Consider the following 15,041-nt stretch of genomic DNA (forward strand, 5'->3'; position numbering starts at 1 on the left):
AGGCAAAAACAGCAAGCCGACGAGCTGCTAAAAAGTGAGGAAGGCATTGTCAAACGAAAGAAGCGGTGCTATGACGTAGAACCCGTCTTTGGCAACATTAAACATAACCACGGCTTCCGCAAGTTTATGCTCCGCGGCAAACAAAAGGTCGAAATAGAGTGGGGATTGATCGCACTAGCCCAGAATATCAGGAAAAGGGCGGCCTAGGAGGGCTGTTTACGCGCCTACCTGGCAAATCCAGTAAGCTAGCTTTTAACGGCGGATTTTGAATCTTAATTCTCAGTTACAAAAACCAGAAACGAAAGAGGGTGCCCCATTTTGAAATGAGACACCCTCTTTTGAATGTTTTGACATCATGTCCTGCAGAGAGAGAGGGATTCGAACCCCCGGACCTGTTACAGTCAACGGTTTTCAAGACCGTCGCAATCGACCACTCTGCCATCTCTCTAAATATTTCGCCGTGTGCGAAACGTGGTGCAAAGGTAAAAACAAAATCGGTATGCGCAAGAGTTGGCTTGAAAAAAAATGTTTGGAAACTATGGCTCATGCGTTCAGGTTAGGGCTTTGTTTGCATGGGAAAGAAGTTATCCGTTGTCACTTCTAAAACTTGCTTGCTATTCAGCTAGACATGCATGACTCTTCCACAAGTCGACCGCTTTCCTGAAACCGACCGCCAAATTTCAGTTTCGTTTCAATTTTGCTGCTGAAAGATTTGACTCCAGTTCCCTATTCTGTTCCATTAAAGTAAGATTCTCCTTTTGCAGCGCATTCATTTTCGCTTTTGCAGAAATCAACGTCGTATCACCCGCCTTACTCTTCACAATCTCATTAAACAAATCGACATAGCTAGTAATGATAATTTGATAGAATGGTTGTCGATAGTTGCTTTGCAGATCGTTTGTCCATTTGAAAAGCGGCGCCAGGGCTTCTGTTTTGACATCGGCTGCCTTTTGGATTTGGATGACGAGGGTGTCTGCGTCGTTGGTGTGATGTATTAGCTTTTCGACTTGCTCGTTCGTTACGGCAGTGAGGTCGCTTTGTTTTTTGGGTATTTCAATCATTGAGAAATAGAGCATAAAAGCGACGAGTAGGATCATTAGAATATAACACAGCGAGAAGCGGAGGATTGTTGCATTTCGCTGTGCAGCATTGATTGGCTTCATAAACGGTCGGTTAAGGCAAGCCCAGCAGGACTTGTTTGATCATTTGATTCTGAGATTTTAGCTCTGCATTTTGTTCTTCCAATTTAGAAACCAGCGTGCTGACGCGTTTTACTTCACCTGCTTGTTCATTGCGTTTGTTCAACAAATGCTTATTCAGCAGAACTCTCACCTGGTAATTCCGGATAAGTTTTGAAGCAAGCAGGGCGGGGGAGGTTTGGCCCGCATATTCCTTTTTCATTGAAGCAAATTGCCTTTCCAGAACGGCGTCGCTGCTGGCAATGGCGATCTGATCATTGGACGCGAGTGCAGCAATGTGTTGTTTATATAAACTGTCCAAAACAACAACTTCCTTTCTGAACTCAGTTTCCTTGTCCTGGCTGATCAACTTTGTTTGGTTGCCCTTTCTGAATTTGGGCGTAGCATAATAAAAGGCGATGCTCCCGAGGAGCAGTAAACTCACGTTAATCAGTATATACCGTTGTGATCGGTTCATATCTTTTGTGGTTAGGCAATGTCCCATTTTCCGGCGTCGACATAGGGGAGTGCCAGCAGGTTTTGAAGGACAAAATCAATGAAATCCAGATAGCCTTTTACATTATCGAGCAACAAGCTGCAATCATTATGATTGTAAGGGCTTGTTAATACGGAATCGATCATGGAGTCCATTACCGACTTGGTTACTTCCGCATAATGCGTGTTGAACTTGGTTGTCCCGGCAACATTATTCCGCAGATATTGGTAAAACCGACTGGCGCTGCTTTCCGACAGACAGTCAATGGCGGTGCGCATGGTGCGAGCGTAGCGGACCAGTTCCTGAATGAAATGTACAGGCGGCAGATCTTTTGAAATGAGCCGGTAATGGTCGATAATTTCAAGGCCGGCGAAAACCAGTTTTTCGGAGATCTGGTAAATGTCCCGGGCAACGGGCGACTGGTTTTGCATTCCATTAATTTTCCTCTGGATTAATATTGCGGTCTGGTGAATGCTGTTGATCTGTTTGCCGCATGTTTCGTAATACCAAAGCAAATTTTCCCCGAAAACACCAGCCGAGGGAGGAATGTAATCGTAGTCGGGAGAAAACATCTGCCCTTCGAACCGGATCCGAAAAATAGGCATGCTATGAGCATCCGAAAGCTTTTCATGGACGGAAAGCAGTTCCAGCATAGGTTTTAGCGTCACAAATGGCTTTCGAAGCGGCTGCTCTTCCATATCATACTCACCTGTTTCTGTTAGCCCCGACAATGAAATGCGCAGGACAACATAAAAAATACCCACATTGCCGAGCCGGTTCTTGTAATCCATCAACGAGAGGCTTACGCTGTCAGGGTCCGTTCCCGCGTCCCATTCCACGCGTAAGCCGCCCGGTGTAATGGCACGGCAGGAGAGCATTTGGATGGTGTCGCCCAGGACCCGGAGCTGAATTCCTGCGCCAGAGTTATCGGCGGATGGCAGCAGGCCGTAATTATGTGTATTTAGAAAGATAGCAGTAGCATCACGCAAAGCGTCGCGGATCGCGTGGTCGTGTGCAACGAGATGCTGCTGGGTGATTTTCATACCATCCCGCCAGTTCAGAAATGGATAAGTAATTTCTGGAAGTGTCATGACCGGATTGGATTAGTGCTGATGGCGTAAATAATATCATTTCCCTTTACTTCATTCTCAAAAAGGGTTTTCTCTGTGTCCAGAATGATCTTTTTCCTTTGAGGAGAATATTTGAACAACATCCATTCAAGCGGGAGCTGGTTATCGGACAGGAACTGGATTGGTTTCTTGCGATATTCCCGGTGTTTGTTGTGAAAAGATATGAAGTAATGGAAAAGCTGTCCTAATGTTGTGTTTCCCGGATATTCCACCTCATATCCTTCAAACGGCTCGTTTTTTCCTGGTACGGGCGTAAAATTCATCATTACACGGACCGTTTCAACAGGCACCAACCTGGGCACAGGCTCGTTTACGGGGTAAGTCCAGGTCTTGTATCGCAACGCCGGGATCTTCATCCAGAGTTCATAGGAAACGAAAATCAGCGCGGGTAGGAGGAAAGCAGGAGAAGCGGAGAGCAGAAGATATTGAAAAGGATTGTCGTGGTTCAGCAGGCTATAAGTAACCATATATCCTGCAATGCCAACGAAATACAGTGAAAGACCGGCAATGAAAACGTCCAGCAGGGAATCGTTGCTCCACCATGATAAGGTCATTGGCGCCAATACTAAATACAGGATACCCATTAGAAAGGACATGGCGAGCAATACGATAAAACCCGTGATAATCGAGTCTGTTTTTGAATTGATAAACCCTAAAACAGCAAACAGGAGAAATACCCATATCAGCCAGATCGCCCATCTCAAAACGGACATTGCGTTTGTTTTTTCATACATTAAAATACCAGTAAATGCCAGCCCTGATAACAGTGCCAGCAGTGCCGGTAATATCTTGTAAAACAGCTCCATAGATGTTAAAAGTCACAAAATTGTTGAATAGCCCAGAACACCCGTGTCTCTGGTTTTACTAATGGTAAAAAAACCTTTTTCTGCGATCAGTAACATGTCCCACGAAATTTCGGCTGGCAACAACAAGCCGCATAGAAATGTCAAAATTTGGTAATGTTTTCCAGCCGGTTCATGGCTCCGGAAATGGTGCAGGTCGGTGTCGGCAACCGGGCCAATCCGGATGCTGATGTGATCCGGATCATAATACTTTCCATGCAGGATCCAGTCCACCCCCAATGTGCCTTTTCCCAGCGGTTGCAGAAAGTCAAGGTCCGTGCTGTGGTTGGATTTCGATTCGTTTTTATCAAATGCCACTTTTTGTCCCAACACTTTTTCAAAATACATCTGGCAAGCCGGCATGTTACCGACGATCAGATGTGCGTGGATGGTCAGCTCCAAAATGGCTTCCTTCTGCTCAGGAGATAATTGCAGATCCAGATCGGGCCACAGATAATCGAAAAGCGTATCGTGGTAATAAGCAAATGGATTTACCACGGAATGGTGCTCATGCATTTCCAGGGCTACCCGCTGTCTGCTAAATTCAATATCGAAAGGCGAAAAGAATGTTCTGGCTTGATTTATGCCTGATTCGTAGTAATCAATGTCTTCCAGAATAACTTCCGTGGAACGTTCGCTCCGGCTGATCGTCGGCTGAAATATCATTCCCGGTGGCAGCATATCGGAAATTCCCTCCCGTGCCATACGCACTTTGGCATAAGGCGTTTGAAAATCGGAATCCCGGTGCTCGTCGGTTATGCCCGTAACATCCCTGGACCCGGAGCGGTTAAAGGCGCCAATGGGCGTTAGTAATATATTTTCAGATGGATGAATAACGGCTTCTGCGATTTCCCGTGCAACGGTTTCTGCACGTAAGTCGGTCTTTAATGTGAGCAACGTTTCGGCCACTTCGTATATCTCCATCACATTTTCCAGTTAAATCCGTGAACAGAAATATATAAGGGGATCATTCCGACCGACTTTTGTAGCAGGCTGTTTTTCACCAATCTGGCTTGCCTCATCCAATATTCATCACTCTGATCTTCTTTATCAGGAAATATCAATACATCCAGCGCCAGGCGAAGGCCTTCTTTCTGTCCTTCACCGATGCCCAGTCCTTTTTTTACTTCAACTTTTAATGCTGTATCACCCAAAAAATTCATTGCAATGGTGCGGTAATCTTCAATCGTTACCGCCCGTCCGCGCGTGAGCAATGTTTCTTTAAGTGCCTTTTGCATTTGAAGATCGTCCATAGGAGCGCGGCCGCCATTGGTGGGAAGCATCAAATACGCCGCTTCGGCCTTGAACTGGTTTGCCGAAGCAGCATTCAATTTTGTCAGTGCGCGCAGCCCATTGGCTTTTTCTCCATCGGAAGTCCAGAAATACACGTCCAGTATGGTCCCTGTTGACCGCGTTTTTACCATCAAATAAACCCGGGGTAATACGAAATCAAATGTGTCCAGGTGTTCCCTTAGCTTGCTTACATGCTGATTGATCTTGTTCAGGTGATTGGAAACAATAGAAATATCGAGGGCATTGAACGCAGCCAGGTCGTCGCGCATTTTTGCCGTAACATCGTTCAGGCTTTGGAATGCATCGCGCTTATCAAAACGGGCGACGGCACGGTTGCGCAGCGCGTATACATTTTGGCTGCTGGCAAACTTATTTCTTTCGGTTGGCGAAAGAATCTCCCCGTCACCATTGACAACTTTTTCAATGGCCATGAAACCATCATCATCTTTCAAACCATATACATTAAAGAGCGGCTGCAATCTGCCTCGCTGGTGGATTAGCTTGCGGTTCAGGACCGGGATGCAGTTTGTGAAGATCTCCATTTTGTCCAGTGCGGCGGGCGTCATTGAAGCAGGGCAGCGCATTTTTATCCAAAGCAATTTGTCTGGAAAGAGCGTTTTAGCATTGGCTTCCGGAATCATTCCAGCCCATTCTTTGGGATAGTTTTCAAATTGAGATCCTGCTTTCAACCCGGTAATAGCCATAAAGTGCGCATTGTATGATTCCCGCACGCTCTCTTCAATGGGTTTGAAAAAATCACTTTTGCTTTTTGCATTCTCCCCGGCCATAATGCCATCCGTCGATCCGTAATGTTGGACGGGATCAGTAAACGTACCTGGTGCACTGTTTGAAAACTTGATCAGCGGAATGTAAGGAAGGTTTTTGGATTGATCAGCGACAGCGCCCCAGTTGAAAAACAATGTCAGTTGGTCGGGCACTTCTTTTTCAGGTATTTCAATGCCAACCCAACATATCTGCTGCTCAATGGGCTTGGCTGGAATCGGGAATGCAGTTTCTCGCTGAAAAGTAGCGCCGATCTTGTCGATCCGCGCGCCGGTTGCAATGAAGCGGATATTTGCGCCCGAAAGGCGGAAAGATCCGGCCGGGCTCATTGTGACTGCGGAATTTCCCTGGGTTGCAAACTGATCCGAAGGAATGACGTCAACGGGTCCGGAAGTGGTTTTTATCAATACTACGGAGTGTGCTGGAATAATGCCCGTGATCGTCTCAGGTAACACAGCCTCTGCCATGCGCTTCACGGTATGGGACTGCGAAGACTCTATCTCCTGCCAGATCTTCTCTGTTTCTGTGGCAAAGGCACCAAATAGCAGATCCACCAGCGGGTCAAACGAACCATTTTTCAGGTCAATTTCATCCACGCCCCATTGCCGGGCCGCTTCCTTATGCAAGCGGGTTTTTATCGACTCTTTGGTTTCTAAAATCGGCATAATGTTGGATTTCGACATATGTTGTTCAGACCACGGTGATAGGGCCGAAGAACATTAAGAATAGTTCGTCAAAGTTTTCGCCGGACTGGATCACAGTTCCTTTCACCCTTATATTGAGACGGTTTCTGATTCTGGTAACTTTGTTTTCCCTGCTTAATTCCTGCAATTCATCCCTTTGCACATCCACGTCGTGGATTTTAAGACGGGTCTCATATTTATGGACCGAGAGCCGAATATCGTCGCGCACCTGGTCCAGCCAAATATTCAGATTGTCTGTTTGTTCAAAATCTTTCTCCCACAACAAACACTGAAATCCGTTATCATATCGCCATTCACCGCGCTGAGTGAGGAGCAGGAGATAAATGTATTCCCGCACCGAAGCCTTGACAGTCACTTGCGGCAACGGCTTTTTTTTGAGCAGCGCGCCAAAATCAACCGGAATACGGTAGTGTTTAGCCATTGTCTTAGTTTATCATCACCATAGCCGCTTTCAGACTAGCCTGCGCGCCGCCTTCAAGAGCGAGTTGCGCATTACCTTTAATGCTGGTTTGCGACTTGCCTTCAACATTCACTGTAGCACCTGTAATCTGCATTTTGGCCTTGGCTTCAATGCTTCCTTTGTTGGTCTCAACCGTCCAGTCCTGCTGGGCAGTCATACTGATCTTTTCGGCTTTTAATTCAATTTCTTTGGCTTCCAGCGTAATTTTTCCCTCACTCTTTACGCTGATCACCGGCTCGCCATCCAGAGTCAGGACCACCTCATTTCTGTTTTCCTTATTGTAAATCCTGATAGCTTCTTTTCCATCAGAATCATCGATAATGATATGGTTGCCGCCTTTGGTTATGATCCCTTTAATCATATTAACCTTTTCAAAAAGGTTACCGCCCGGCAATGCTGAACCCGTGTACATCGATCCGCGCACAAAAGGCAGATCGGGATTTCCAAACTCAAAATCAACAAAAACCACCTCATCAATTTCAGGCACAAAGTATACACCGCGCTCATCTCCGCTCATCAGGTTTGCTACTCTCGCCCACGGCGTTGAGTCACCATTTTTTTGCCAGTAAAACTGCACTTTCACGCGGCCCATTTGTTCAGGATCATTGGTATCGATTACCTTGGCTGGTTGGGATTCTGCTTTGGGCTTTGAGATGGAATAATCTACGGGCGGGTAATCGCTGTCCTGGGGTACTGCCTCAAAGTGGTTTTGGTAAAATCCTCTGGAGTCGAGGTAGTGATGCACATTAGTCACGGTAAAAGTACCATAGTTGTCGGTGCGGACCGTTTTGTCTTCATGGTCTTTTATTTCATCCTTTACTGTAAATGGAATGCCGACATACATTTCAACACTTTGTGAAGTGCCTTTAAGCAACCCAAGGTTTTTGGCATAGCCGCTCTTGCGAACCTTCGCAGCCTCAGCCAATGCGGATTCCGTATCATATCCTGAAAAATCAATATCCAGGTTTTCTTCTTTAAAGAGCTTATCGGACTGAGAAGAGGCAATTCTAACATCCTGTAGCAAATCAACATTGATGCTCTTCGAAGATGCTTCCAGTTGCTTGTCCTTGGCATAGTTATATAGCTTGCCTGTAAATGTCAAAGGCTCAAGAGCCAGCAGATATTCCATTTGCTGGAGATTAACACCATAATTCAGCTCCAAAGGCTTTTTTTTGACACGAGCTGATTTCCCGAATATGACCTTGTCGCCATCATAATAAAACCATTCTCCGTAAGCAGCGCCGAGTCGCTGCACAAATTGGTAGTTACTTTCCTGATATTGAGTTAGGTAGGGGATTTGTTCAGTGGATTTTGGGCTCACCCTGGCCTCCATCAACCCTTGGACAGGCCTGAAAACATCCTCCAAAACATTTTTCAACTCCTTTGCTTCAAATGTTCTTGTATTATTTCCGGTATCCAGTAAGATGGTTGGACTTACAGCATGGATAATAAGTGTATTGTCAATGGCATCATTCATTTGCAATTGAATGCCCATAATAATGCCAGTGAAGCTGTGTGTGGCTGTTTTTGGCGTTTTGGTGGTGTTGTCATCCTGCGTAATGGCCACCGTAATTTTCTCGCCAGACCATCTTTCTACCAATTTCTGCAGGTGAAGTTCACAGTCGGCATCTGCTTCACTGCCCTCTTCATCTCCTTTTAGAGCAGCATTAATGTCGTCGAAAGTGACGTGCATCTCCAGTCGATGGTGATCATTAAATGGCTGGGACAAGTTTAAAAAAATAAACTTTTTAAGCGTCAGTCCGCCAAACTTTACTTCTAACCGGTGAGTGAGCGACATATGAATTCACTTTACATTATTATACTAATCTGAGTGATGGTCCTTTTGGATTGACAGGCGGGGGCGGGACTGGGTCTTTCTGTTTTATGGCGCTGTAAACAGGGCGTATCCATTTAGCGTACTCCTCCTCGGCTTTTTGTTTTGGCCAGAATTCAAAATTGCCTTCTGGGGAAAACACATAAATGTTGTCGAACTTGTTTTTAAAAAGAGCGGAGCCCGGATGCTGTATCATATCAATGCCAAGTGACATGTTGATGTAATTGTTGACCGCCTTGTAGTTGATGCCTGTCACTGTAATTTCTCCATTCTGCTCGCCCACAAGGCCCAGATTTCGACGTTCGTCGCCAACCCGGACAATATCGAAGAGATCATAGTCGCCGTACAAATAATATCCGTCGTAGGTAAGACAGCCGTGTCGTGGCGATGTTTTATCGAGGTCAATTCCAAAACCTTTTCCCGGCTTGTGACGTGGCCTTTGGTGTAGATGCAGCTGATATTTTTTCGCATACTTTACCCATTCTTTATGCGCCTCTTTCGGTTCATCGAAGCAATCAGTGTGAATTTCATAGCTGACAACAAGCCCGCCTGTGTGATAAGATTTGCTGTCGCGGCTTGCGGTTTTAAACTTACATACAAGCGGTTTTGGTAAACAATCCGCCCGCCCCATGAATTTCAAGGATTGCACGTTCGTCTGCCGCAACATAATCCAGGATCCGGTATGCACTGCTGCCTCCTTAAAGACCTGAATGTCCTCTTCCCGCATTTGTAAGCTCATAATTTCCACGGTCTGGATTTGATATTGTATGCTTTAGAATTAACCGCCAAGGCTGCTTGTCAATGACTTTTCGGAAACTTATTTGAAGCCTTTGAATGAACTGAAAGGAACACCCTTGCCAATATTAAATTCGGTCATCGATTCATATATAAAGGGATTTCCAACATTTAGGTTAGCATGCCAGTCAAAGACATATTTCGTGCCGTCCCGCATAGTAACCACAGTTCCCTGATGTGCAGAACCTGTAGTTGAGTCACGAGCCTCGGAAGTTGCGGTTTGAGCAGGAAACGAGCTTGATAATGCGCCTTTTATTTTAATAGCATTTGCCGTGGCTTCTGCTATGGCATTACAATCCCACTTCGACTTGGCGTCGGAAACTTCTGGTGCAATACCAACCAATTCTGATGCCCAAAGACCAAAGTTCCGCGCCGTTCCTGCCCAGCCTAATCCGCCAGGGATTGCTCTAAATACGCTGTTAATCTTTTCAAAGCTTGTTGTGTCGGTTGCGACAACGTCAATAATCTGCTTCGCCTGTTCAATTGAGAGGGCCATTGTTAGTATAGTTGTTCAATTTACAATATTGGTGTATTGAGAAGAATCCATCGAATTCCCTCAATACACGACTCCTCTTACCACTTCTTCTCAAAAGCCACACCATCAACAGTCAGCTTTTTACAAGAAATTGTAATATTCTCTGTCATAGTCCCCGCAGTACCAGCGTCCATGGATTCGCTGTAACCTACAACTGCTCCATCTTCGAATTCTACGGTTTTGAAATCTTTGTCGATATCGGAAGGATCTTTGAAAACCACTTTTCCCTTGCTGCGCTTGGTTGGGTGGATAGCAAGTTTCCAGAATTCAGACTCTTTCACACCTTCTACAACCAGGGAGACATTTCCTGCGAAAACCTCAGAAGTAGTTTTTCCGGTAACATAGTCAGCACTTTGCGATACTGAATAAGAGCAATGGTGTAGTTTGCGGGCGGTGCCGCCGTCAATGGATACTGTTGCTTCGAAAGCCATGGTTGAAAAGAATTTTAAGGTAGAAAATAGTTGCAAAATGATTATTTACTTGATCTCAGTGTTCCACTCGTCACCGCCGTCCATGCCGGACAAGCTCACCAAAAAGCTCCGGGCTGAAAAATGCGGGGTGATGGAAATGTCGAGGATAATGTTCTTGATGTCGTTCGGGTCGCGGCGGATGTCTTTGACCGTGTAATCTTTAATTAGTTTTTTAGATCCGGTAATGCTGTTCAGGAATTTGGAGATCTGTTTGCGGAGGTTGTCGTCTGTATCGTAAGTCCAGTTCTGAAAGGCGTAACGGTCCAGAAAGTCGACAAGCACTTTGTTTATCCAATCAAAAACACGGACAACAGAATACGTTTGCAGTCCTACGTTATCGCCGTTGAACATGGTCCGATCCGAGAATGCCTGCACTTTTCCGTAAGCCGATAACATTGGGATCAGTCCCATTCGGTTCATATCCCCAGCCTGGTTCCTGTCGATGTTAAAACGGGTCCCTTCTGCGCCCATCAGCATGCCGTACGTGGCGCCCGCAACCGGTTGCGACATGAGTACCGAGTGCATTCTGCCGGCCAGCGCCGTTGAGGGTGGAATGTGCAATGCTTCTTCCTCGCCCAAATCATTATACGCTTTTCGTCCGACAAGCCAGTTGCAGGCCATCAGCAAGTTAGCCTTGTGATTGCTGGCGTCGGCCAGTTTGGTTTTTTCAAAAGAAGAAATGGCCTCTTTTACGTCCACAAAATCTTCATAATCAGTGATCATCATCACTTTATGCTTGCTGGCAACGCGGGCAAATGAATCGATAACCGTATTTTTACCCATATAACCCGGAATAACCATCAGCGAATAATTATCGCTCAGATCGTACACCTGATAATTATTATGCAGCTCTTCGTCAATGGTTTGCAACACCTCGCCATCTTTAATGTCCGCCACCTGATCCATGGAAGCATTCACTATGGTAAGCTTTGGAATAGAACGTTGCTCCGTATTGAGCATGAATGTGGAAAGTCCCTGGTAGGCAACTTCCAGATCCCGGGAAGCTTCGAGAATGGAGGACTGATTTTTCTTCAGTAACGACTCATTCAGTTCTTGTCCAGCCCGGGCTTTAGACTGCATTTCATCCACAGAAGCACTTTCGCTGATCAGCTCAGCCCATAGTTCGAGGCGTTGCAGCAGATCTTTACGTTCCTGCTCTGTCTCTTCGTCGGAGAGATAATTGGCTTTTGCTCCTGCCTTTTGGGGGTTAAGATCGCGGACTCCCTCGACGGTGGTTTCAATGAATTTGAATCCGCCCAACGATTTCAGCAGTTCCAGACTATCATTCAGGGACAGCTGTTGAGAGGCAGTTTGTGTTGCTGACGGCTCTTTAAATGCAGCTTCTGATCCTAATGGTTGGGTTTCTTCCTGTTGTTTTGCCATGTCGGTATGACTGGTTAAAGTAGGTTTTTGAGATAGATAACAGGGATTACAAGCTTTCTTTCAGCTCGCCGATCAATGTCTGCAATGCACTCAGATACGTGGCGCGGGTGGCGGGATCGCTCAATGCTTTTTGTAGTTGGCGGTTGTTTTTCAAGTTTTTGTAAAAACGGTCGTAATTGTATTCCTTACCTGAAAGCTCCTTCAAAAACGGACTTTGTTCCAGCATTCCCTCTGGCGAGAAATCCTTCATCTTGGTGAAAGACATGGTTTCAAAAACCGGCGCACCATTCTCATCCTCGAATTCGGCTTCCACTTCGGGTTTGAAATGTTCGAAGACGGCTTCCATCGTTTCAAACCCGGTTACCTTTTCCTTTTCAGGATTACTGTTAAAAGCCGAAACATATAATGTCCTGGAAGGAGGCAGGGCCTCTATTTTTTCATAACCTTTGTTAGCGTCGGGATCCACGTTTCCGCCCGGGCGAATGAAGTCAAATTGGCCAGCCATAAGCTTAGTATTTTAAATTTTTTAGTAGAAAAATTCCTAGATCAGTAAAATAACGTCTATTTGTATACGTAGAAGAAATTAGTGCTCCCAGACATAAGCTTTGTCTTCGTCCATGCTCAATTTTACCTCACTTCCTTTTCCTATTTCTCCCGAGATAATCATCTGGGAAAGCGGTTGTCGGAGCCGGTTACTGATGACCGCGCGAACCGGCCGAGCGCCGAACTGCGGATTGTAACCTTCCAGTGCCAATGCTTTTTCCGCATCTTCGGTAATGTTCAATGTTATGCTCAGCTTATCCAGACTCTTGCGCAGCGGACGCAGCTGAAAATTAAAGATCTTCCGAATCGTGTCTTCGGTGATCGGCCTGAAAGGCGTGAGGCCTGTGAGTCGGCCGAGGAATTCAGGCCGGAAGTAACCTTCCATATTCTGGATCAGGTCAGTTTGTGACGGCACACGTCCTTCGTTAAATTCCTTTACTATAAACTGAGACCCAATGTTGGAAGTGAATAGCAGGATCGCATTCGTAAAGTCGCCTTCCCGGTCCAATGTGTCGTGTAACCGGCCTTCATCCAGAATTTGAAGAAAGATGTCATACACTTTCGGATGTGCTTTTTCTACTTCGTCAAAAAGTAAAACAGCAAAAGGCTGTTGGCGGATACGGGTAACCAGTAAACCGCCTTCTTCGTAACCGACATACCCAGGAGGCGAGCCTTTCAGCAGCGAAACCGTGTGTTCCTCTGCATACTCCGACATATCAAAGCGGATCAAGGCTTTTTCATCATTAAACAGCAATTCAGAAACCGCTTTTGCCAGCTCCGTTTTGCCTGTTCCCGTCGGTCCCAATAAAAAGAATGATGCAGGTTTTCCCGTTTCGCCTACACCGGAACGACTTTGTCTGATCGCATTGGAAATGATCTCGATGGCAGTGTCTTGTCCCACAACCCGCTTTCTTAAATGATCTTCCAGCTGCATAAGCTTCTCTTGCTCGTTCACCTGGATCTTACCGAGCGGTATTCCCGTTTTGTAAGCGACTACGGCGGCGATATCCGTTTTATCAACCAATTCTTTATGCTGCTGTCCTTGCAATGCTACTTTTTCGAGCAGTAATGTGAGTGTATCAATGGCCGTTTGCGGCTCTTCAATGTTCTTGATGTCATTAAGTTCCTCGATTTGCCCCAGCAACACTGGACTTAGCCGGTCATGCAGTTGTTGTTCAAACCACCGCAGCTCTTCCAGGAACAAAGCCGGTTCGGCTTCTGTGTATTCGACTTTTAGCCTTCTAAATTCCTTGTTCAGATACTCAATTTCTCCCGGCGTGGTTTCGGTCATCAGCTTGCGGGCGGCCATGGTGCGGTCGATCAGGTCCAATGCCGCGTCGGGCAAGCGACGGTCTTTTATATATCGCCTGGATAACGTCACTGCTTCTTTTACTGCGTCTGTATCCAGGTTTAAGCCATGGTGTTTTTCGAATTGCGGCACAACCTTTTCAATCATTCTGCGGGCCCGCACATCGTCCGGCTCGTCAACTTTCACAATTTCAAAACGTCTGCTGAAAGCCTCGTCCCGTTCCATGTATTTGCGGTATTCGTCCAGCGTTGTTGCGCCGATCACCGTCAGTTCGCCTCTTGCGAGTTCTGGTTTAAGGAGGTTTGCCAGTCCCGGAACGCCGCCCTGGGGATCCATCAAAACGTGGATCTCATCAATAAAGAGCAATGCCCTTTCGTATTGTTTTATTTCTGCAATGATATTTTTCAAACGGTCTTCCACTTCCCCTTTGTAGGACGCGCCGGCAATCAATGATCCCATATCCAGCTGAAAAAGCTGGGAATTAAGCAAATGACCGGGAACATTTCCGTTGATGATCAAATGGGTTAATCCTTCAACCAAAGCCGTTTTGCCCACGCCGGGTTCGCCTACAATGATCACATTCGGTTTTGTTCTTCTTCCCAATGTTTCCACCATCATACGGGTTTCCTTTTCCCGGCCAACGATCGGGTCCAATTTACCTGCTTTTGCCATCGCGATCTTGTCAATACAAAACTTAGCGATCGCCTTGGCTTGCGGGTGCGACGGCGGCGCAATGGTGGCTGCCTGCGCAGATCCGGTAGGTGACAATCCTCCATCATTGCCCGAATCCATAGACTGAACATCTTCCAGCGTCTTGGTCAGCAGGAAGGATTCGGTTAGCGGGAAGGCCTTCAGTTCATTCTTGTTAAAAGCAACCTCCGGGCGGGTAAGCGCGATTAGAACAGCAAAGGGCGAAACTTCCTGTTCACCCAGTTTAAGCCGGATCACATCCGCGACTTCCATGGTTTTCATCACCTTCTCGTCGCCAGCCGGTTCTTCAACGGCCCGCGCCGATTTTGGATATTTCTCAATCTTGTATTCGGCCCAGTCACGGATAAACTGAATGTCTGTTCCCCAAGCTACAAGTGTGCTGCCTATGCCTACATCATTGTGCAAAAGACCGACCAATAAATGCGACGGCGAGAATGTTGCATGCCGGTATTCCCTGGCAGTTGCCTGAGCAACCTGCAATGCGCGAATCAGTTCGTCGGTGAGATTTGAAGTCAGCATGAAAACCGGCTTAGAAGGTGCAATAAATTACCGATGCAATGTTATTAAAGTTATAG

At 46.3% G+C, this 15,041-nt stretch carries 15 protein-coding genes and 1 tRNA gene; 1 reads left to right on the forward strand and 15 read right to left on the reverse strand.

Features of this window, described 5'->3' with window-relative positions; all coding sequences use genetic code 11:
- On the forward strand, positions 1–207 hold a 207-nt coding region (locus G395_RS28915; protein ID WP_035360788.1), incomplete at its 5' end, for a transposase.
- A 156-nt stretch (positions 208–363) separates the two neighbouring features.
- Here the strand turns inward: G395_RS28915 and G395_RS0108460 are convergent.
- From G395_RS0108460 to G395_RS0108530, 15 genes are all read right to left on the reverse strand, one after another.
- Positions 364–448 (reverse strand) — tRNA-Ser (locus G395_RS0108460).
- A 232-nt stretch (positions 449–680) separates the two neighbouring features.
- Positions 681–1,163, reverse strand: a complete 483-nt coding sequence (locus G395_RS0108465; protein WP_026629657.1) for a hypothetical protein — start codon at positions 1,161–1,163, stop codon at positions 681–683.
- Positions 1,164–1,173: 10 nt separating this feature from the next.
- Positions 1,174–1,656, reverse strand: a complete 483-nt coding sequence (locus G395_RS0108470) for a hypothetical protein (RefSeq protein ID WP_026629658.1) — start codon at positions 1,654–1,656, stop codon at positions 1,174–1,176.
- A gap of 11 nt (positions 1,657–1,667) precedes the next feature.
- On the reverse strand, positions 1,668–2,765 hold the full coding sequence (locus tag G395_RS0108475; protein WP_026629659.1) for a hypothetical protein: 1,098 nt from the start codon (positions 2,763–2,765) through the stop codon (positions 1,668–1,670).
- Positions 2,762–3,610, reverse strand: a complete 849-nt coding sequence (locus G395_RS0108480; protein WP_026629660.1) for a TssN family type VI secretion system protein — start codon at positions 3,608–3,610, stop codon at positions 2,762–2,764. Before G395_RS0108480 ends, G395_RS0108475 begins: the two co-directional genes overlap by 4 nt.
- Positions 3,611–3,622: 12 nt before the next feature.
- Positions 3,623–4,570, reverse strand: coding sequence for a hypothetical protein (locus tag G395_RS0108485; protein WP_026629661.1), 948 nt, complete (start codon positions 4,568–4,570; stop codon positions 3,623–3,625).
- Positions 4,570–6,405, reverse strand: a complete 1,836-nt coding sequence (locus tag G395_RS0108490; protein WP_026629662.1) for a type VI secretion system baseplate subunit TssF — start codon at positions 6,403–6,405, stop codon at positions 4,570–4,572. Before G395_RS0108490 ends, G395_RS0108485 begins: the two co-directional genes overlap by 1 nt.
- 7 nt (positions 6,406–6,412) lie before the next feature.
- Positions 6,413–6,847 carry a GPW/gp25 family protein gene (locus G395_RS0108495; protein ID WP_026629663.1) on the reverse strand — a complete coding sequence of 145 codons (435 nt, stop codon included), beginning with the start codon at positions 6,845–6,847 and terminating at the stop codon, positions 6,413–6,415.
- Positions 6,848–6,851: 4 nt separating this feature from the next.
- Positions 6,852–8,684: a type VI secretion system Vgr family protein gene (locus G395_RS0108500; RefSeq protein ID WP_026629664.1), complete on the reverse strand. Its 1,833-nt coding sequence runs from the start codon at positions 8,682–8,684 to the stop codon at positions 6,852–6,854.
- A 19-nt stretch (positions 8,685–8,703) separates the two neighbouring features.
- Positions 8,704–9,459, reverse strand: a complete 756-nt coding sequence (locus tag G395_RS0108505; protein ID WP_157486621.1) for a hypothetical protein — start codon at positions 9,457–9,459, stop codon at positions 8,704–8,706.
- Between the two features lie 78 nt (positions 9,460–9,537).
- Positions 9,538–10,011: a hypothetical protein gene (locus G395_RS0108510; protein WP_026629666.1), complete on the reverse strand. Its 474-nt coding sequence runs from the start codon at positions 10,009–10,011 to the stop codon at positions 9,538–9,540.
- A 77-nt stretch (positions 10,012–10,088) separates the two neighbouring features.
- The gene (gene tssD / locus G395_RS0108515) at positions 10,089–10,481 is read right to left on the reverse strand and encodes a type VI secretion system tube protein TssD (RefSeq protein ID WP_026629667.1); all 393 of its coding nucleotides are present in this window, start codon (positions 10,479–10,481) and stop codon (positions 10,089–10,091) included.
- 45 nt (positions 10,482–10,526) lie between these two features.
- Positions 10,527–11,903: a hypothetical protein gene (locus G395_RS28920; RefSeq protein WP_035360791.1), complete on the reverse strand. Its 1,377-nt coding sequence runs from the start codon at positions 11,901–11,903 to the stop codon at positions 10,527–10,529.
- Positions 11,904–11,949: 46 nt separating this feature from the next.
- Positions 11,950–12,408, reverse strand: a complete 459-nt coding sequence (locus G395_RS0108525) for a type VI secretion system contractile sheath small subunit (RefSeq protein ID WP_026629668.1) — start codon at positions 12,406–12,408, stop codon at positions 11,950–11,952.
- Between the two features lie 78 nt (positions 12,409–12,486).
- Positions 12,487–14,985, reverse strand: coding sequence for an ATP-dependent Clp protease ATP-binding subunit (locus tag G395_RS0108530; RefSeq protein WP_026629669.1), 2,499 nt, complete (start codon positions 14,983–14,985; stop codon positions 12,487–12,489).
- Positions 14,986–15,041 lie beyond the last annotated feature (56 nt).

Source organism: Dyadobacter alkalitolerans DSM 23607, from assembly GCF_000428845.1.
Classification (GTDB): Bacteria; Bacteroidota; Bacteroidia; order Cytophagales; family Spirosomataceae; genus Dyadobacter; species Dyadobacter alkalitolerans.

Excerpts from the sequence above, each read along its gene's own strand:
- G395_RS0108500 (WP_026629664.1), bottom strand. The coding sequence starts at position 8,684 with ATGTCGCTCACTCACCGGTTAGAAGTAAAGTTTGGCGGACTGACGCTT.
- G395_RS0108475 (WP_026629659.1), bottom strand. The coding sequence starts at position 2,765 with ATGACACTTCCAGAAATTACTTATCCATTTCTGAACTGGCGGGATGGT.
- G395_RS28920 (WP_035360791.1), bottom strand. The coding sequence starts at position 11,903 with ATGGCAAAACAACAGGAAGAAACCCAACCATTAGGATCAGAAGCTGCA.
- G395_RS0108510 (WP_026629666.1), bottom strand. The coding sequence starts at position 10,011 with ATGGCCCTCTCAATTGAACAGGCGAAGCAGATTATTGACGTTGTCGCA.
- G395_RS0108490 (WP_026629662.1), bottom strand. The coding sequence starts at position 6,405 with ATGTCGAAATCCAACATTATGCCGATTTTAGAAACCAAAGAGTCGATA.
- G395_RS0108480 (WP_026629660.1), bottom strand. The coding sequence starts at position 3,610 with ATGGAGCTGTTTTACAAGATATTACCGGCACTGCTGGCACTGTTATCA.
- tssD (WP_026629667.1), bottom strand. The coding sequence starts at position 10,481 with ATGGCTTTCGAAGCAACAGTATCCATTGACGGCGGCACCGCCCGCAAA.
- G395_RS0108530 (WP_026629669.1), bottom strand. The coding sequence starts at position 14,985 with ATGCTGACTTCAAATCTCACCGACGAACTGATTCGCGCATTGCAGGTT.
- G395_RS0108485 (WP_026629661.1), bottom strand. The coding sequence starts at position 4,570 with ATGGAGATATACGAAGTGGCCGAAACGTTGCTCACATTAAAGACCGAC.
- G395_RS0108495 (WP_026629663.1), bottom strand. The coding sequence starts at position 6,847 with ATGGCTAAACACTACCGTATTCCGGTTGATTTTGGCGCGCTGCTCAAA.
- G395_RS0108525 (WP_026629668.1), bottom strand. The coding sequence starts at position 12,408 with ATGGCTGGCCAATTTGACTTCATTCGCCCGGGCGGAAACGTGGATCCC.
- G395_RS0108470 (WP_026629658.1), bottom strand. The coding sequence starts at position 1,656 with ATGAACCGATCACAACGGTATATACTGATTAACGTGAGTTTACTGCTC.
- G395_RS0108505 (WP_157486621.1), bottom strand. The coding sequence starts at position 9,459 with ATGAGCTTACAAATGCGGGAAGAGGACATTCAGGTCTTTAAGGAGGCA.
- G395_RS0108465 (WP_026629657.1), bottom strand. The coding sequence starts at position 1,163 with ATGAAGCCAATCAATGCTGCACAGCGAAATGCAACAATCCTCCGCTTC.